Source organism: Bradyrhizobium centrolobii, assembly GCF_001641635.1.
GTDB lineage: Bacteria > Pseudomonadota > Alphaproteobacteria > Rhizobiales > Xanthobacteraceae > Bradyrhizobium > Bradyrhizobium centrolobii.
On record NZ_LUUB01000079.1, the window covers coordinates 504,015 to 521,957 of the forward strand.

Annotated in this window: 17 protein-coding genes and 1 pseudogene; 6 read left to right on the plus strand and 12 right to left on the minus strand. The window is 64.4% G+C overall.

What is annotated here, in order from left to right:
- Nucleotides 1–18 precede the first annotated feature (18 nt).
- The 9 genes from AYJ54_RS28640 to pncA form a co-directional block, all read right to left on the minus strand.
- A complete protein-coding gene (locus AYJ54_RS28640; RefSeq protein WP_063704193.1) occupies nt 19–879 on the minus strand; it encodes an ABC transporter permease in 861 nt (286 codons plus the stop codon).
- The gene (locus AYJ54_RS28645; protein WP_063704194.1) at nt 876–1,805 is read right to left on the minus strand and encodes an ABC transporter permease; all 930 of its coding nucleotides are present in this window, start codon (nt 1,803–1,805) and stop codon (nt 876–878) included. The genes AYJ54_RS28640 and AYJ54_RS28645 overlap by 4 nt, the downstream gene beginning before the upstream one ends.
- The gene (locus AYJ54_RS28650; RefSeq protein ID WP_063704196.1) at nt 1,805–2,797 is read right to left on the minus strand and encodes an ABC transporter ATP-binding protein; all 993 of its coding nucleotides are present in this window, start codon (nt 2,795–2,797) and stop codon (nt 1,805–1,807) included. The genes AYJ54_RS28645 and AYJ54_RS28650 overlap by 1 nt, the downstream gene beginning before the upstream one ends.
- Complete coding sequence (locus tag AYJ54_RS28655) at nt 2,794–3,777, minus strand: ABC transporter ATP-binding protein (protein ID WP_063704198.1); 984 nt, start codon at nt 3,775–3,777, stop codon at nt 2,794–2,796. Before AYJ54_RS28655 ends, AYJ54_RS28650 begins: the two co-directional genes overlap by 4 nt.
- Before the next feature lie 3 nt (nt 3,778–3,780).
- Nucleotides 3,781–5,418 carry an ABC transporter substrate-binding protein gene (locus tag AYJ54_RS28660; RefSeq protein WP_063704199.1) on the minus strand — a complete coding sequence of 546 codons (1,638 nt, stop codon included), beginning with the start codon at nt 5,416–5,418 and terminating at the stop codon, nt 3,781–3,783.
- A 27-nt stretch (nt 5,419–5,445) separates the two neighbouring features.
- Nucleotides 5,446–6,261: a sugar phosphate isomerase/epimerase family protein gene (locus tag AYJ54_RS28665; protein WP_063704201.1), complete on the minus strand. Its 816-nt coding sequence runs from the start codon at nt 6,259–6,261 to the stop codon at nt 5,446–5,448.
- A gap of 460 nt (nt 6,262–6,721) precedes the next feature.
- On the minus strand, nt 6,722–8,755 hold the full coding sequence (locus AYJ54_RS28670) for an NAD(+) synthase (protein WP_063704203.1): 2,034 nt from the start codon (nt 8,753–8,755) through the stop codon (nt 6,722–6,724).
- Between the two features lie 149 nt (nt 8,756–8,904).
- Nucleotides 8,905–10,008 carry an alpha/beta fold hydrolase gene (locus AYJ54_RS28675; RefSeq protein WP_063704204.1) on the minus strand — a complete coding sequence of 368 codons (1,104 nt, stop codon included), beginning with the start codon at nt 10,006–10,008 and terminating at the stop codon, nt 8,905–8,907.
- A gap of 15 nt (nt 10,009–10,023) precedes the next feature.
- A complete protein-coding gene (pncA, locus tag AYJ54_RS28680; protein WP_063704206.1) occupies nt 10,024–10,650 on the minus strand; it encodes a bifunctional nicotinamidase/pyrazinamidase in 627 nt (208 codons plus the stop codon).
- A 275-nt stretch (nt 10,651–10,925) separates the two neighbouring features.
- Between pncA and glk the strand changes: the two genes are divergently transcribed.
- The 3 genes from glk (at nt 10,926) to AYJ54_RS51465 (ending at nt 12,551) form a co-directional block, all read left to right on the plus strand.
- The gene (gene glk, locus AYJ54_RS28685) at nt 10,926–11,900 is read left to right on the plus strand and encodes a glucokinase (protein ID WP_063704304.1); all 975 of its coding nucleotides are present in this window, start codon (nt 10,926–10,928) and stop codon (nt 11,898–11,900) included.
- A gap of 147 nt (nt 11,901–12,047) precedes the next feature.
- A complete protein-coding gene (locus AYJ54_RS28690) occupies nt 12,048–12,251 on the plus strand; it encodes a hypothetical protein (RefSeq protein WP_063704207.1) in 204 nt (67 codons plus the stop codon).
- 147 nt (nt 12,252–12,398) lie between these two features.
- The gene (locus AYJ54_RS51465) at nt 12,399–12,551 is read left to right on the plus strand and encodes a hypothetical protein (RefSeq protein WP_201724271.1); all 153 of its coding nucleotides are present in this window, start codon (nt 12,399–12,401) and stop codon (nt 12,549–12,551) included.
- Nucleotides 12,552–12,852: 301 nt separating this feature from the next.
- On the opposite strand, the gene AYJ54_RS52845 is transcribed toward AYJ54_RS51465, so the two are convergent.
- The 3 genes and pseudogenes from AYJ54_RS52845 to AYJ54_RS28700 form a co-directional block, all read right to left on the minus strand.
- The coding region (locus AYJ54_RS52845; RefSeq protein ID WP_488226335.1) for a response regulator at nt 12,853–13,010 on the minus strand (158 nt) is incomplete at its 5' end.
- 1 nt (nt 13,011) lies between these two features.
- Nucleotides 13,012–13,235 (minus strand): annotated as a pseudogene (locus AYJ54_RS52850) (response regulator); the annotation flags it as partial.
- Nucleotides 13,236–13,346: 111 nt separating this feature from the next.
- Nucleotides 13,347–14,147 carry a Spy/CpxP family protein refolding chaperone gene (locus AYJ54_RS28700; RefSeq protein ID WP_063704209.1) on the minus strand — a complete coding sequence of 267 codons (801 nt, stop codon included), beginning with the start codon at nt 14,145–14,147 and terminating at the stop codon, nt 13,347–13,349.
- A 453-nt stretch (nt 14,148–14,600) separates the two neighbouring features.
- Between AYJ54_RS28700 and AYJ54_RS28705 the strand changes: the two genes are divergently transcribed.
- From AYJ54_RS28705 to AYJ54_RS28715, 3 genes are all read left to right on the plus strand, one after another.
- Nucleotides 14,601–15,941, plus strand: a complete 1,341-nt coding sequence (locus tag AYJ54_RS28705; protein WP_063704211.1) for an ABC transporter substrate-binding protein — start codon at nt 14,601–14,603, stop codon at nt 15,939–15,941.
- A gap of 146 nt (nt 15,942–16,087) precedes the next feature.
- Nucleotides 16,088–17,026, plus strand: a complete 939-nt coding sequence (locus AYJ54_RS28710) for a carbohydrate ABC transporter permease (protein WP_063704213.1) — start codon at nt 16,088–16,090, stop codon at nt 17,024–17,026.
- Entirely contained in the window at nt 17,026–17,937 is a 912-nt protein-coding gene (locus AYJ54_RS28715) for a carbohydrate ABC transporter permease (RefSeq protein WP_063704215.1), read from the plus strand. Before AYJ54_RS28710 ends, AYJ54_RS28715 begins: the two co-directional genes overlap by 1 nt.
- Nucleotides 17,938–17,943: the final 6 nt, after the last annotated feature.

Consider the following 17,943-nt stretch of genomic DNA (forward strand, 5'->3'; position numbering starts at 1 on the left):
CCCTGCTCCCGGCGCGGGCTATTGCAGGGTCGGGTCGAGCCGGTCGCGCAGCCAATCCCCGATCACGGAGACCGCCAGCGTGGTCACGACGATCGTGGTCGCCGGCGCCAGCATGATCCAGGGCGCCCGCGTCAGATATTCGCGGCCGTAGCCGACCATGTTGCCGAGGCTGGTCATCGGCGGCTGCACGCCGAGGCCGAGGAAGGACAGGCCTGATTCCATCAGGATCACCTCGGGGAAGACCAGCGTCGTCGAGACGATCAGGGTCGAGGCGATGTTCGGCAGGATGTGCCGCAGATAGATCCGCGACGGCGTCGCGCCAAGCTGGCGGACGGCGGCCGCGTAGCCTTGCGCGTTGGCGGAGATGGCTAGTCCCCGCGCGATGCGGGCGTAGCGCTCCCACCCGAACAGGCCCATGAGGCCGATCAGCAGCGGCAGCGAATTGCCGAAGAAGGCAAGCACCGCGAGCGCCATGATCAGGAAGGGCATGCTGGCCTGGAAGTCGGACAGCATCAGCACGAGCTGCTCGACGACGCCTCGGAAGTGTGCGGCGAGGAAGCCGAGCGTCGTGCCGACGATGGCCGATATCGCCGTCGCGCCGAAGGCGATCAGGAGCGAGATGCGGATGGACACGAGGAGCCGCGACAGCACGTCGCGTCCGAGTTCGTCGGTGCCGAGCCAATGCGTGACATTGCAGGGTGCAGCCAGCCGGTTGCGCAGGTCGAGCTGGGTGAAGCCGTAAGGCGCAATCTTCTCGGCAAAGATTGCGATCACCAGCATCGCAACGATCCAGGTGGCCGCGAGCGCGACCGACAGCGGGATCGCCGGAAAGCTGATGCGCCTGCGAACGGTGCTATCTTTCAGCGTCGCGTCGGTCATGCGTGGGCTCCCTTCGCACGCAGGCGCGGATCGAGGAAGCCGTAGAGGAAATCGACGATCAGGTTGGACGTGACCATGGTCAGCGCGACCAGCAAGAGGATGCATTGCACCACGGCGAGGTCGCGGTTGGCGACGGCAACGACGAGCAGGCGCCCTACTCCGGGCCAGGCAAACACGCTCTCGACCACGACGGCGCCCGCGATCAGCGTTCCCACCATGAAGCCCAAAATGGTCACGGTCGGGATCGCCGCGTTCGGCAGCGCATGCGCGGTCACGACCTTGCGCCAGGGCACGCCCTTGGCCGAGGCCGTGCGGATATAGGGCTGGCCCAGCACCTCCAGCATCGCGCTGCGGGTGAAGCGCGCCAGCACCGCGGCGCCACCAAGGCCGAGCGTTGCGATCGGCAGGATCGCGTGACGCCAGCTCTCCTGTCCGCCCGAGGGCAGCCAGCCAAGCTGCACGGCGAAGACGAGCACGAGCAGCAGCGCCAGCACGAAGCTCGGCACGGTGAAGCCGGCGACCGCCGTGATCATCACGGCGCGGTCAATCGCGGAACCGCGATGCAGCGCGGCGTAGATACCGGCGGGAATGCCGAGCGCCACCTTGAACGCGAAGGCCGGCAGCGTCAGCGCCAGCGTCGAGGGGATCCGCTCCAGCACGAGCTCAATCGCGGGCCGGCCGTCGCGCATGGAACGGCCGAGCTCGCCCTTGGCGATAGCACCAAAATAGTCGACGTACTGCATCCAGATGGGATCATCGAGGCCCCAGGCCTTGCGGAAGGCCGCAATGACCTCCGGCGGCGCTTCCGGCCCCAAGATCATCAGCGCGGGATCCCCGGAAAGACGCAGCACGACGAAGGCGAAGGTCACGACGAGGATGATCGTCAAGGCCGCGCGTCCGATACGAATGGCGAAATAGCGTCCCATCACGCCGCGTCCCGCGTCTCGGCCTGAGGGCCCGTCACGAGATGGCATGCGACCTGCCGGTCTCCGCCGACGGCAGACAAGACCGGCACCTCGCTTGCGCAGCGCGCGATCGCGCGCGGGCAGCGCGGATGGAAGGCGCAGCCAATGGGGCGCGCGGCCGGGTTCGGCGGATCGCCCGCCAGCACGATGCGGCCCGCGCTGCGGCGGCCCGGCGCCGGCGATGCCGAGACCAACGCCTGCGTATAGGGATGCTCCGGTCGCGCGAACAGATCGTCGGCACTACCGAGTTCGACGATGCGGCCGAGATACATGACCGCGACGGTGGTGCTGATCTGGCGGACAACGCGCAGATCGTGGCTGATGAACATCAGCGTCAAGGACAACTGCGCCTGAAGATCGGCCAGCAGGTTCACGACCTGGGCCTGGATCGAGACATCGAGCGCGCTGACTGGCTCGTCGCATACCAGGAAATCGGGCTTCGTCGCCAGCGCCCGCGCCAGCACGATGCGCTGGCGCTGTCCGCCGGAGAGCGCACCCGGGTAGCGCGCGCCATGCGCCTGCGTGAGTTCGACCGCCCGCAGCAATTCACGCAGCCGCTCCTCACGTTCAGCCGGCGTGCCGAGGCCGTGAATATCCAAGGGCTCGCGGATCTGTGCTGCGACCGGCAGGCGCCGATCCAGTGCGCCAAGCGGGTCCTGAAAGATCATCTGCATGCGCACCCGTTGCGCGCGCCATTCGCGCGTTCCGGGCGCGGCCATGGGCTTGCCGTCGAACTTAACCCCACCACGATCGGGGGGCTCCAGCCCGAGCACGATCCGGCCCGTGGTCGACTTACCCGAGCCGGACTCCCCGACGAGCCCGAGCGTTTCGCCTCTGCGGATCGTGAGCGAGACGCCGTCCACCGCATGGACGGCCGCGCTCCGGCCGAACATTCCGGAGCGCATGCTGTAGCTGCGCGAGATCGCGGAAACCTCGACGAGCGGAGGGCTCATTCGGCGGCGACCCCGAGCAGCGCGCGCCGCGCCGTCTCGGCCCGAACACAAGCAACCGTGCGACCGTCCGCGATCGGCGCCAGGCTCGGCGCAGCGGGGGTGCATTGCTCGGTCGCCAGCGCGCAGCGTGGCGCAAAGGCACAGCCGCTCGGCATCATCGCAGGATCGGGCACGGTCCCGGGGATTGCGGTCAGACGCCGGCGCGGGCCGTCGAGCGGCGGCAACGCGCCGATCAAGCCCTGTGCATAGGGGTGCACGGGATCGGCGAAGAGCTGGTTGGCCGGCGCCTCCTCGACGATGCGGCCGGCATACATCACCGCGACCCGGTCGCAATTTTCAGCGACGACACCGAGATCATGGCTGATCAGCACCATCGCCATGCCCATCTCGCGGCGGACTGAGGCGAGCAGCTCCAGGATCTGCGCCTGGATGGTGGCATCGAGCGCAGTCGTCGGCTCGTCCGCGACGAGAAGATCGGGATTTCCGGCCAAGGCCATCGCGATCATGATGCGCTGGACCTGGCCGCCGGAGAATTCGTGAGGATAGGCGGAGAGCCGGCGCGCCGCATCGGGAATGCCGACGAGATCGAGCAGCCGGCGCGCTTCCGCTTTCACCGCCTCGCCCGAGAGATCGCGATGCAACGCGAGAGACTCGCAGAGCTGCTTGCGGATGGTCAGTACCGGATTGAGTGCGCTCGCCGGATCCTGAAAGATCATGGCGACCCGCCCGCCCCGCACCTGGTCGAGCTCGGCGGCAGGTGCGCCGAGGATGTCGCGCCCATCAAGCCGCACGGAGCCGGAGACTTGTGCATGCCGCGGCAGCAGCCCGAGGGCGGCAAGCCATGTCACCGACTTGCCGGACCCGGACTCGCCGACGAGGCCGAGCGCCTCGCCCTTCTGCAGAGTGAGATCGACACCGCGCAGCACCGGCATGCCATTGAAGGCGACGCTCAGGCCCTGGATGCTGACCAGCGGCGGCACGGCTTACGCCTCGAAATTGCCGGCGCGGAAATCCATCGCGAACGCCGGCGCCGCCTTCCACTTGATCGACTTCGGCTTGGCCGTGAAGGTCGCGTTCTGGTGCAGCACCGTGTAGGCGGGGTCCTCGCGCTCGGTGATCTCCAACATACGGCGGAACGCCTTCTTGCGCGCATCGCGATCGGTCGAGGTCTCCAAAAACTCCGAGAGCTTGTTCAGCTCGACGTTGGTCCATTCGCCGATCTGCTGCTGCTGGCCGTTCGGACCATGCTGGGCGACCAGCGACGACACGGGATCGTTGAAGGCCGCCGAATTCGACCAGTCGCGCACTGCGCGGGTCGGCGCGCGTTCCATGATCTGCGACCAGTTTTCCTTGGTCTCGATCTGCACGTTGAGGCCGACGGACTTCCACATCTCGACCAGGATCTGCGCGGTCGCGACCTGGTTGGTGTAGTAGTTGTTGAGCAGGCGATAGGGTATTGGATCGCCCTTGTAGCTGGCCTGCTTCAACAGATCCTGCGCAAGCTTCGGATCATAGGCCGGCACGCTCCAGTCGGCGTTGAACATGTCGCCATAAAATTCCCACTGCAGGCCCTTCGGCACGCGGGTGCGGCCGGCCCACAGGCTGTCGACGATGGCCTGTCGGTCGATCGCGTGGGTGAAGGCACGCCGCACCAGGGGATTGGCGAGCTGGGCGTGGTTCTTGTCGAATACGGTCAGGCGGTGATTGAGGATGGTGCCGCCCTGCACTTCGAACGCGGCATTCTTCTCGATGCCGGCGATCTGGTCCGGCGGGATATCGCAGGCGAACTGGTATTCGCCCGAGAGCAGGCCGTTGATGCGGCTTGCGACCTCCGGCACTTCCAGGAAGCGGATGCGCTTGAGCGGCGGCCGGCCGCCCCAATATTCGTCATGCGCTTCCAGCGTCAGCGATACGTCGGGCTTGAGCTCAACGACCTTGTACGGGCCCGTCGTGAACGGCTTGCGCGCCCAGTCGAGATAGCTTGCAGACTCCTCCCACGCACGGCGGTTCATGATGTCCGAGCCGTAGCGCGACAGCCGGCCCTCGATCGTGACGTCGGGCGTCGCGTTGTAGAAACGCACGGTGTACTTGTCGACGGCATCGACGCGCACGAGGTCCGGCCAGATCCGGCGGGCGACGGCAGGCACGTCCGGCGGCAATTCCTTGCCGGGGCGCGGCGTCGGGATCTTCTCGAAGGCCTGGACGGTGGTGCGGCTCTTGGCCTCGGTCTCGCCGAACATGCGCTCGCGGCTGAAAGTGAAGACGACGTCCTCCGCCGTCAGCTCGTCGCCATTGTGGAACTTCACGCCCTGCCGCAGCTTCACCTCGACGGTCTGGTCGTCGATGCGGCGCCACTCGGTGGCGAGGCCCGGCACGGCCTCGAGACTGCCGCGCCAGTTCTTGGAGATCAGGCCTTCCCAAATCGACGAGAAGAACACGCGCTCGCCGACATTGGACTGCTCGCGCAGCACGTCGAGCACGTTCGAATTCGTCACCTTCTGCACGGCGATCGTCACCGACGGACGGTTGTCGCCCTGCGCGATCGCAAAGCGCGGCAGGATAAGGGTGCCTGCGGCAGCAGTGCCGGACTTCAGGATGGTGCGACGGGTGAGCTTGCTCATGACAGTAATCCCTGCCCTTGATGTCGGTTATTCAGCGAGCCCGAGCGCAGCGAGATGCGCGGCGCCGGCGCGAACGTCGTCGTGATTGCGGAGCTCAAGGATCAGCCGCGGGTTGGACGTCAGCCGGCCAAGCGCGCGGAACACGGCGGCCCAGCGGATGTTGCCTTCGCCCGGCGCCCAATGCCGGTCGGCAAAGCCGTCGGTGTCCTGGAGGTGGACATGCGTCAACATGTCACCGGCCGCATCGACGTAATAGTCGACCGGCGGCGCTCCGGTGGAGACATGCGCGTAGTTGGCGTGTCCGGTGTCGAGTGAGACGCGCACCTTGCTGCTTTCGAGCGCCTTGGCGAGGCGCACGCGATCGCGCGGATCCTTGTCCTCGATGTTCTCGATGACGATCTCGCAGCCGGTCTTTTCGGCACGCGCGATCACCTCGGCGAGCGTCGCCTTCACCCGTTCGACCAGGTTGCCGCGGTTCTCCGGGTAGAGATCGAGATTGTTGTGGTCCCAGGTCGTGAACGGCGAATGGATCACCATCTGCGTCGCGCCGAGGAATTCCGCGGCATCGAGGCCCTGGAGCAGACGCTTCGTGACAGCCTGCCGGATCAGGGGATCGTGGCTGTCGATCTTGAAGCCCCAGAACGGGCCGTGGATGCCGAGCCGCCCGGTATGACCCGTGAGCATCTGCTTGATCTCGCCGGCGGTCGCGCGCCAGTCGCTGTCGAGGAGATCCGCACGAAAGAAGTCCTGGATTTCGAGATCGCGCTGCCGTTCCAGGAGCCAGTCACGGTGTACGGGAATCGATTTGATGGACAGAGCGGCGCCCAGCACCGGTGTGGACATGGCTTGCTCCTTTGGCAGTCGGCGATGACAAGGGCAGCGCTAGACCAGTTCAATGACAGGCCCGTGAAATGCAGGTTCCGCTTCGCCGAGGAGATGTGGACATCGCCGGACCCCGCGCATCCATTTCAGGCATCGGCGATCGATGCGTCCACGACGACGACCATGTCCTGCGCGCGACAGCAAACGCGCTCGTGTCCGTAGTGATCCGGAATGGAATCCTAGCCCGATCTCGCGTACATCGCGCGCATCGATCGGCGGCCACTACCAAGGGCATCACCCTCTGATCGCGCTACATGGGGTTGGGGGACCACATGGGGCAGGGATTGAAGGCTGGGGCAAGGTTACGAGGTCCGGACTCCTAGGCACTCCGGACCTCGTACTTTTCTAGACTGAACGCAACATCGCGCCGCCGGCTATATGGGCCGCGCGGCGCGATGTCGTTTGGGCCGCCCTTCCCGACTTAGTTCGGCACGTTCCGCGCGAGATCCTCGAGCCACGCCGCGGCACTGGAGTCCGACGGCGCACGCCAGTCGCCGCGGGGCGACAACGAGCCGCCGGCCGAGACCTTTGGTCCGTTCGGCATGGCCGAGCGCTTGAACTGGCTGAACGCGAAGAAGCGCCGCAGGAACACCTCTAACCAGCGGCGAATCTCCGTAAGATCATAGGCCCTGCGTCGATCGCTGGGGAAAGCCGGCGGCCACTCGCCTTTGCCGACGTCCTTCCACGCATGCAGCGCCAGGAAGGCGATCTTCGACGGCCGCATTCCGAACCGCAGCGTATAGAACAGGTTGAAATCCTGGAGCTCGTAAGGACCGACGGAAGCCTCCGTGCTCTGCGGCTTCTCGCCCGGCTTGACCGGAACCAGCTCGGGCGAGATTTCGGCAGAGAGGATCGACGCGAGCGTCCGGTTCACGTCCTCGCTGAACTGCCTTGATGCGATCACCCAGCGGATCAGGTGCTGGATCAACGTCTTCGGCACGCCGGCATTGACATTATAATGCGCCATCTGGTCGCCGACGCCATACGTGCACCAGCCAAGCGCGAGCTCGGAGAGATCGCCGGTCCCGATGACGATACCGCCGTGATGGTTGGCGAGGCGGAACAGATAGTCGGTGCGCAGGCCCGCCTGCACGTTCTCGAAGGTGATGTCGTACACTGCTTCGCCCTTGCCGAAGGGATGGCCAATGTCCTTCAGCATCTGGGTCGCCGTGGTGCGGATGTCGAGCTCCTGCGAACTCGACTGCAACGCCCTCATCAGCGCCAGCGCGTTGGTCTTGCTTTCACTGCCGGTGGCGAAGCCCGGCATGGTGTAGGCCAGGATGTTGCTGCGCGGCAGGCCGAGCAGGTCGACGGCCTTGGCAGCAACGATCAGCGCGTGGGTGGAGTCCAGCCCGCCCGAGACGCCGATGACGACGCGCTTGGTGCCGGTCGCGCGCATGCGCTGCACGAGGCCGGCGACCTGGATGTTGTAGGCCTCGTAGCAATCCTGCTCAAGCAGGCTCTCATCGCTTGGCACGAACGGAAAACGCTCGACCTTGCGCAGGAAACCGATATCGGCGCCGGGCGGCCTCAAGGCGAAGGCGACCTTGCTGAAGCTGCCCTCGCGCTGGCGGCGGTTGTCGTCGAACGTGCCCATCAGGGCCCGCTCCTGCCTGAGCAGGTCGAGATCGACGTCGGCGAGCGTGATCTGGCCATCCTGCCGGAACCGCTCGCCCTCGGCCAGCAGCACGCCGTTCTCATAGATCGAGGTCTGGCCGTCCCAGGATAGGTCAGTGGTCGATTCCCCTGCGCCGGCCGCGGCATAGACGTAAGCTGCAAGGCAGCGCGCAGAGGTGGATTGGCACAGCAGCGCGCGCGAGCGCGCCCGGCCGATCGTGATCGGGCTGCCGGAGAGATTGATCAGCACGCTCGCACCGGCAAGCGCGAGCTCCGAGGCCGGCGTCACCGGGATCCACATGTCCTCGCAGATCTCGACGCCAATGGTGAGGCCGGGGACGTCCTCGGCGGCGAACAGGAGATCAACGCCGAACGGCGCGCGGAGCTGGCCGATCGCAATGGCATCGCCGACGATTCCGGCGCCGGAAGCGAAATGCCGTCCCTCGTAGAACTCGCGATAGGTCGGCAAGTAGGTCTTGGGCACGACGCCGAGAACGTTGCCACGATGAATGACGACGGCGCAATTGTAGATGCGGGCCCCATGGCGCAGCGGCGCGCCGACGATCAGGACGGTCATCAGGGTCGAAGAGGCTTCGACGATTGCGGCGAGTCCGCGCTCGACCGCATCGAGCAGCGGATCCTGCATGACCAGGTCTTCGATCGCATAGCCGGACAGGCACAGCTCGGGAAACACGGCGACCGCCACCGACTGCGCGTGACAGGCATTCGCCGCCGTCACGATGGCTTTCGCATTGGCCGAGGGATCCGCCACGTGGGAGGTGGTGACGCAGGCCGCCACGCGTGCAAATCCGTGGGCATAAATCGAGTGAAAGCTCATCGAGCGCAGTACCCTTAATCTCTTGTCGGATCGGGAGGCGTCGTCCGGCCGCGCGATCTCAGGTCATATCTAGCCCATCGACATGGGCCCGTGCAGACCATTCGCCGTCATGCATAACGGATTTGCACTTCCGCGCCTCTTCGGCCGGATCAGGCGCTGCGTGCCAGAACGCCGCTCAAATCGTCCCGCAGCCACCCCGCGATTCGAGGCCAGGCGTGCGCATGGGTCCGTGCTCCCATGAACAGGCCGAGGTGATCGCTGGGCTCGGAGGCCGCCGCGACGAAGGCTGGCGGCGTTCCCAGAAGACGGGCGGTCGCGAGCGCCTGCGCGGCCGGCACGACGTCGTCGTCGAGCCCAGCCAGCAGGAAGACCGGCGCCTTGACGTTCTTCAGATTGATCTCGTGGCCCAGCGCTGTGAAATTGCCGGCCGCGATCCGGTTCTCCCGGAAGATCCAGTTGACGGCCTGAAGATAGTAGGTGCCGGGCAGATTGAGCGTTTCCGCGTTCCAGCTATCGAAACGCTGAAGTAGCGCTGCGCCCTCCTCGTCGGAGAGATCCTTCTGCAACGCCGCCGCGATGTCGTCCTGGCTCGGGGTTTTCGACCAGAAGCGCAGCATCTCCTCGCCGCTCACATTGCCGCCGCCGCGCGCCACGAGCTGGTCGTAGACCACCTCCGGCGCGTTGCGGGTGAGCCGGGACAGCTCGGAATCGATCGAGAGGTCGACGGGCGCGCCGACCAGCACCAGCCGCCGCACCTTGGCGGGAAAGCGGGCCGCGTAGACGAGTGACAACCATCCGCCCTGGCACAGGCCGATCAGGTCGACCGGCGCGCCGATCTCGTCGATGGCAACGTTGAGATCGCCGAGATAGCTGTCGATCGAGAGATAGCGCATCTCCGGCGATGCCGAGCGCCAATCCGTGAGATAGACCTGATCGATACCGCCGCTCCGAAGGGATTCCACGACGCTGTGGCCGGGCGCGAAGTCGGCGACCAGTGCGCGATGCAGGGCGTAAGGCGCGCAGACCAGGGCCGGCTGGCCGGACCGCGTCCCGCCGCAGCGGCGCAGGCGCATGGTCGCAAGCTCCAGCGCGACGGTGTTTTGCGTCGTCCACGGCAAGCTGCTGTCGTCCTGCTCCACAGGTTTGCGCTCCAACCACCACAAGCAGGCATCCATCGCGAGCTGCGCCGCCGTAAACGGCCACAGCAGCGGATCGCCCGATCCGGTCGGTTGTTTGCCAGTCTTCTCCGCCACGACTAGTTCACCTCGTCATAAGAACGCCTCGAGGCTGACAACGGAAATGCCGAGCGTCCGAAAACTCTGATGGGTCGCCGCCACCGAGCCGTCGAGGTCGATGCCACGGCAGGCATCCTCGATGACCGCAACCTGAAGGCCCGCCTTGCGGGCATCTTCAGCCGAAAAGCGGACGCAGAAATCGAGCGCGAGGCCGGCGACGAAGACGGTCTTCAGCCCGCGTTCGCGCAGGTACCCGAGCAGGCCGGTCGGCGTCTTGTGGTCGTTCTCGAACAATGCCGAATAGGAATCGATGCCGCGCCGAAATCCCTTGCGCACCACGAGGCTGGCCCGGGTGACGTGCAGATCCCGATGGAATTCGGCGCCGGCCGTGCCTTGCACGCAATGGGAGGGCCAGAGCACCTGGGTGCCGTAGTCGAGTTCGATCGTCTGGAAGGGCTGCCTGCCCGCATGGTTCGGCGCGAAGGACACATGATCATGCGGATGCCAGTCCTGGGTCAGCACGACATTGTCAAATCTTTGGGCAACGCGGTTGATCGCGGGGACGACCTTCTCACCACCGGGGACGGCGAGCGCCCCGCCGGTGCAGAAGTCGTTCTGCACGTCGATCACGAGCAGCACGTCACGGTCGGAGATCTTCATCGCTGGCCTCGTTCCCACGCGCCGCGCGCCACGGGCGCTGGACGTTTCCTCCAATGTCGATCTTCCCGGGCCGCTTCGCAACCGCCTCGACGACCGCGCGGGACAATGTCGCGGGAATGATCCGTTCGATTGTCCCCGCGTGCAACGGTTTGCCCTCCTCTGTGTTGACTACTCGCGCCCAACGGCAGATTCTCAAACCGTCCGCGAATTCGCGGATCGAAGGAGCGGAGGCAAAAGGTTCCCGCAGCCGTCAAGGCCGCGGCAGCCGTGTGGCCATGAGTATCGGCAAGACAGGACAGACGATTCTTCTCGCCGATATCGGCGGCACCAACGCGCGCTTCGCGCTGAGCCGGGGCGACCAGGTCGGATCGATCGACTATGTGAAGGTCGCCGACTTCCCGACCGTCCGAGAAGCCATCAGCGATGTTTTGGCGCGACGCTCCCGCGGCGGGCAGCCCAAAAGGGCCATGCTGGCCGTCGCGGGTCCCGTAACCAACAACCGCTGTGTCATGACCAACAGCCCCTGGGTCATCGACGGCAACGAGCTGCAGCCGGCACTCGGCTTCGACAGTGTGCACGTGCTCAACGATTTCGAGGTGGTGGCCTGGTCCCTGCCCGCCTTGCAGCCCGCCGACCTGATCCCGCTCGGCGGCCAGGGCGGCCTGGCCGGAGAGCCGTTGCTCGTGATCGGGCCGGGAACCGGCTTTGGCGTCTCCTGCCTGATCGAGCGACATGGCGCCCGGCTGGCGGTCGTCACGGAAGCGGGACACGCGACCCTGCCGGCGGAGAACGAGCGCGAAGAGCGCGTGATCGCTTGCATGCGCCGGCGCTTCGGCCATGTCTCCATCGAGCGCGGCGCGCTTTCCGGTTCCGGTCTGCAGAGCCTCTACGAGGCCCTCGCCGAGGTCGACGGCGTCGAGGCGCCGAAGCGCAACGCGGCTGAGATCACCAAGGCGGCGCTTGACGGCAGTTGCGGCGTTAGCCGCGCGACGTTGGAGATGTTCTGCGCCATCCTCGGCTCCGTTGCCGGCAATCTGGCCGTGACCTTCGGGGCCCGCGGCGGCGTCTACATCGCCGGCGGCATCGTGCCGCGCTTTCCGGAGTTCCTTGCGGCCTCCGCGTTCCGGGCCCGCTTCGAGGCAAAGGGACGCTTCCAGGACTATCTGCACAACATCCCGAGCTGGCTTGTCATGAAGCCCGATGCGAGCTTCGTCGGGCTGAAGATGTTTGCCGATCACAACGCCGAGTGAGCCGATCGCGGCCGGCGCTGCGCCACACCGACGCGTAATTCACAGATCATTGACTCGAACGCCGCGTTCCCGGCCGGATCGCGCTTGCCTGTCTGTTTCCATTGAGAAACAGTTCAACCTTGCGTGGCGTATGCGCGGGGGCGTGACATGCGTAAACAAGACATCGGCTTCGACTACCACCGCTATCACCGCTTGCTGACCGAGGCGGTCGACGAGAACAAGCGGCTGGCCCTGATCGAGCTGTTGATCGTGGAAAAGGCCAGGGATCGGCTGGCCGCGCAGCGCGCCTCGGATCGCGCCGCGATGACGGCCGAAACCATTGCCAAGGTACTGAAAACAGGTCGCAACTAGTCCTGGGCAACCTGATCGCCGCTCCCCGCGAGCAGGCGATCTCTTGCGATTTCATTAAGTATCCCTCGCAATCCCGTATCAAACTTTTTGCTCTAGAAGCTCCCCCACCTGATGCAATTCAGGATCAACAAAGGGGGGGGAATGAACATGAGCATGATTTCACTCGCGATTCCTGCTGGCGTCGAAACGCATTCGAGCGCTTACTCCTTCAAAGCCATCATCCTGTTCTGCTGCGCGGGTCTTCTCGCCTCGTTCAGCCTGATGGCGCGTGGCATCGACCTCAGCGTTGGCCTGATGTGAGACGGCCCCGGCTTTCGAGATCAATGGCCGCCCTCCCGGGCGGCCATTTTTCATTGCGCTATGGCAGAAGCACTGGCCTAACTGGCGTCGACCCATCCGGCACCTCCTCCCGAACTACGGGTTCCCGACAAGGCCGCGAGACCGCCATGAGTCCGGCGTGAATCGGTCCGCTTTTCTTCAAGTTCCAATGACGAATTCAGGGGGCCGCGCCGCTGCGGCAGGATAGCCGGGCGCCGCGCCTTTCACCTACCCCAGGGCAAGGCTGCCCGGCTATTCGCCGCCCGCGCGAGGTCGGGCACGGTCAGTGCGGGACCTTGGCGGACGCTTCGGGAAACAGCGAGTCGATCATGGCCTTGAGCTGGTCGATGGCGATTGGCTTGCGCAGGATCGGTCTGCGCCGGAGTAGTGACGGCAGCAATTCCGGCCCATAGCCCGTCGCGAACAGAAACGGCTTGCCCCNCCCCGCCGCTCGATCAGATCGGCGACAGGGTCGACGTAGACGCCCATGAGATTGATGTCGAGGATCGCGAAATCGTACTGCGCGGTCATGGCGAACGCGCTCGCGTCCCGGACATTGTCCGCCTCTGCGACGACGTGGTGGCCAAGCTCCTCCACCATGTCGGCGATCATCATCCGGATCAACGCCTCGTCTTCAACCAGGAAAACGGAGAGTCCGCCCGCCATATCAACCCCGCAGCGATCACGCGAAGCTAATCATAACCGAAGTGCGGCGAGGATTCACGAATTCGTGGCGCGCGCCGTTAATTCGGGCGCGCCCAATACGATTCAAGTTGATCAATCCAGTCCGCGCTCGTGGCTCAGGCGCACCATCTCCTGGATGAAGACTTCCTTCTGCTTGTCGTCGAGGCTCGAATACAGCGGTTCCGCGGCATCGGCGACGTTGCGCTGGTCGGCCGCGCGATCGATCAGGAATTGGGCCTCGTTGCGCATCTGCTCGATGATGTCGTCCGGCGGATCCCGCTTGGCGCGTGCTATCCGCAGGTTTAGCCGCTCTGCACCATTATGCCCCAGGTAGTGCATCGCGCTGGAGAAACCGTACCAATGCTTCTCCTGGTCGGGCGTGAGGTTCAATTCGGTTTTGATCCGCTCGATATAAGAGTCGCTGTTGGCGACGATCTGATCGGCGGTGAGTTGCGGCGCCCCGTCCTGGGTGAGGACCGTGACGTCCTTGTTGTCCTGCTTGCTGTCCTGCGGCGAATTCTTGGCTTCCTTGGTTGCCTTGGCGGCCTTGCCCGCCTTGGCGCTGCTCTTCACATCCTTGGCATCCTTGTCCTTGCCGGTACCCTGCTGCTTGGCATCCTTGGTCGCATCCTTGGCCGCGGGCGCCTGGTTGCTGTTGTTGTTGCCGACCCCGAGCACGCCGGTGAAGACGCCGACGACGCCGCCGATCGCGCCGCCCAGCACGCCGCCGACCGGACCGGCCGCCTTGTTGCCGGCCGCAGCGCCATCCTGAACACCTTTGACCAAACCTTGAGCATTCGCGACGGCAGCCGCGCCGAACAGCAACGCGAGCACGGACCCGAGCGCGAACCATCGTCGCAGGCCAAGCCTCGCTGGGGGCGCCGGGTTAATCATTCTGGTCTCCATCGTCGATCTGATCGGCCTTTTGGGTGGGAGCCACCCGCCGGTTGCAACTCTATCGTTTTCGCCGCTTCGAGGTCCAGGTGCAGACAATTGCAGTCCCCGCCCGAAAAGTCTTTCGCGCGAAGCGGTTATGTAGGCTTATTCGGAACTGCGGCGTAATTGCGCACGGATCATCGTCGACCCCTTCGTTCACAGTGTGCGTCGCAAAATCAGCCGAGGCGGTTCAGCACCGTCGCATCGTCCGGACACAACGTTAGTTCTAGACAACGAGCCGTTCGGATTTCTCGACAGACGCGAACAATCATGGTCTGATCGCGCTACCAACTTCCGCGCCTTGCGTGATGAATCACGGGGTGACGGACCAAAAAAGAAAATCCAAAACAAGAAACTCAAACAAGACCGAAGAGGAAACTCCAACAATAAACACCCGAGTGAGGAAACGAGATGTCACGCAAGAAACTGACGCGACGCCAATTTGTGGCCGCAACTGCGATGTCCTCCGCGGCGCTGATCACAGCGCCCTATGTGCGCGGCGCCTACGCCGCCGGTAAGCTATCCATCGGCTTCTGGGACCACTGGGTTCCCGGCGCCAACAAGACCTCGACCGATCTCGTCAACGAGTGGGCGGCGAAAGAGAAGGTCGAGGTTTCCATCGACTACATCACCAGTAACAACAAGAAGATCGAGCTGACTGTCGCCGCCGAAGCGCAGGCCAAATCCGGTCATGACATTCTTCAGATGTACACTTGGTGGCCGCATGCTTATGCCGAGCAGCTGGAACCGGTGAATGACGTCGTGGAGCCAGCGATCAAGCAGAACGGTGATGTGAACGGCACCGTGAAATATCTCGGCCAGGCCGCCGGCAAATGGCTTGCGGTCCCCGCGACCCCGGGAAGCCAGATCAAGGGGCCCTGCTCCCGCATCGACCTGATGAAGAAATACGCAGGCATCGACGTTCAGGAGATGTACCCGGCGGGCGCACCGCCGAAGGCCGACAACTGGACCATGGACACTTTCCTGAAGGCGGCGGAAGCATGCCAGAAGGCGGGCTTCGCGTTCGGCATCGGTCTCGGCGAGACCACCGACAGCGTCGATACGGCGGGCGCCATCTTCCAGTCGTTCGGCGCCGAGCTCGTCAATGCCAAGGGCGACCTCACGGTGAAGACCGATCAGGTCCGCCAGGCGCTCGAATACTACAAGAAGCTGATCGCCTTCCTGCCGCCGGACGCACCGTCCTGGGACGACGCCTCGAACAACAAATGGCTGATATCCGGCCGTGGTGCCCTCATCATGAATCCGCCGAGCGCCTGGGCGGTCGCCAAGCGCGACGCGCCGCAGGTCGCCGAGCAGTGCTGGACCCACGGCTTCCCGGCGGGTCCCAAGGGCCGCTTTGCGCCGTTCCTGCCCTATTTCTGGGGCCTCTGGAGCTTCTCCAAGAACAAGGAAGCGGCCAAGAGCCTGCTCGCCTATTTGTCGCAGCCGTCATCCATCGAAAAGTTCGTCGCGGCGAGCGGCGGCTACGACCTGCCGGCCTACGCGAACATGACGACGCTGAAGACCTGGGCCGAGGAAGGGCCGCCGAAGGGCACGCTCTATCATTATCCAAATCCCTACAATCATCAGACGCTGTCGATTGCGGCTTCACCTGCGCCGCCAAAGATCGCCCAGCAGATCTACGCGCAGGCGACCCTGACCAAGATGGCGCTGCGCTTCGCGCAAGGAGAAAAGATGGAGACCACACTCGCCTGGGCCGAGGGCGAGTGCGAAGGCTTCATGCGAAGTTAAGCCGGGGTCTGCCGCGGCGGTTCACGCATTCCAGCGTGCGCCGCCAGGGCAACCCGACGTACGATGGACGTGAGCAGATGGGGCCGACACGCGGTGCCGGCTTCACCGTTGGACATCTTAAGGAAACTTGACCCAAGGAAACTGACATGGCCGATGTCGTCGTTGAGCACGGTCGCGTCGCCGGCGCGACGGGCGCACGCAAACGGACGAGCCTGCACAACGCGTTGAAGCGGAAATCGACCGTGGCGTTCTTCCTGACGCTGCCGCTGATCCTCTTGATTGCGCTGCTGGTGCTCTACCCTGCTCTCTTCTCAATTCACCTCGCGACGCTGAACAAGTCGATGCAGAAGTTTGTCGGCTTCGGCAACTTTACCTTCTTGTTCAAGCGCGAAACGTTCTGGATGGTGGTGAAGCAGTCATGCATCTTCGCGATCACCGCCGTGATCTTCAAGGCGCTGATCGGCTTCATCGTCGCGCATTTCGTCCACAACATACCCGCCAAGGGCCAGCGCAAATGGCGCGGCATGCTGCTGGTACCCTGGGTGATCCCGCCCGCGATGAGCACACTCGCCTGGCTATGGCTGTTCGATCCCTCCTACAGCGCGTTCAACTACACGCTCTCATTGTTCGGCATCGGTCCCGTCAACTGGCTCGGCGATGCCGCGTGGGCGCGCTTCTCTATCATCCTGGTCAACGTCTGGTACGGCGCGCCGTTCTTCATGATCATGTATCTGGCGGCGCTGAAATCGGTACCGGACCAGCTCTACGAGGCGGCCGCGATCGACGGCGCCAATTGGTGGCAGCGCATCTGGTACGTGACGCTGCCGATGATGCGCAACATCATCGCGATCACGACACTGTTCTCGCTGATCGTCACCTTCGCCAATTTCGACATCGTCCGCATCCTGACCTCGGGCGGGCCGCTCGACCAGACCCAGATCTTTGCCACCTACGCGTTCCGGGTCGGCATCGAGAGCAGCGACATTCCGCTCGGGGCCAGCGTCTCGCTGTTCATGGTCCCCATCCTCGCCGTCGCGGCGATCTTCATCCTGCGCGACGTCAATAAACGCGGAAATGAGGCGTGATGAGCACGATCGCGATCGACAAGGCCGGCCCCCGGCGCAAGGTTAAATATGGCAGCATGAGCCGGGACCGCGCCTGGGCGCTGCGCTGGTCCTATTTCTTCCTGGTGGTGTTTGTGATCTTCTCGCTGACGCCGCCGATCTACATGCTGATCACCTCGCTCAAGAGCAGCGCGGAAATCTCGGCGGCGACCAATCCCTGGTGGGTGTTTCATCCCACGCTGTCGAACTATGTCGAGCTCCTGACCTCGAACCAGTTTTTGCGCTTCTTCTGGAACTCCGCCATGGTCTCGATCGTGGTCGTGATCGTCACCATGCTGATCAGCGTTCCGGCCGCGTTTGCGCTCGCGCGGATGAAGTTCTGGGGCTCGGCGACGCTCGCCACAGGCGTGTTCCTGACCTATCTGATCCCGGACAGCCTGCTGTTCATTCCGCTGTTCAAGATGTTCGCGCTGATTCAGGATCTGACAGGCATCACACTGCTCAATCGATGGTATGTGTTGCTGTTCGTCTATCCGACGCTGACGGTGCCGTTCTGCACCTGGATCATGATCGGCTATTTCGCCTCGATCCCGAAGGAGCTTGATGAGGCCGCGATCATCGACGGAGCCTCCTGGCTCCAGACCCTGACTCGGATATTCATCCCGGTTGCGCTCCCTGGCCTGATCGCCGCGACCATCTTCGCCTTCACGGTGTCCTGGGCCCAGTTCCTCTATCCGCTGGTGTTCACGACCTCCATCGACCAGCTCGTGCTGCCGGTCGGCATCACCACGACGCTGATCAAGGGGGACGTGTTCAACTGGGGCCAGATCATGACCGGCGCGCTGCTCGGCGCAGCGCCGCCGCTGATCATCTACGCCTTTCTCATGGACTACTACATTGCCGGCCTGACCGCCGGTGCGACAAAGGGTTGATATCGA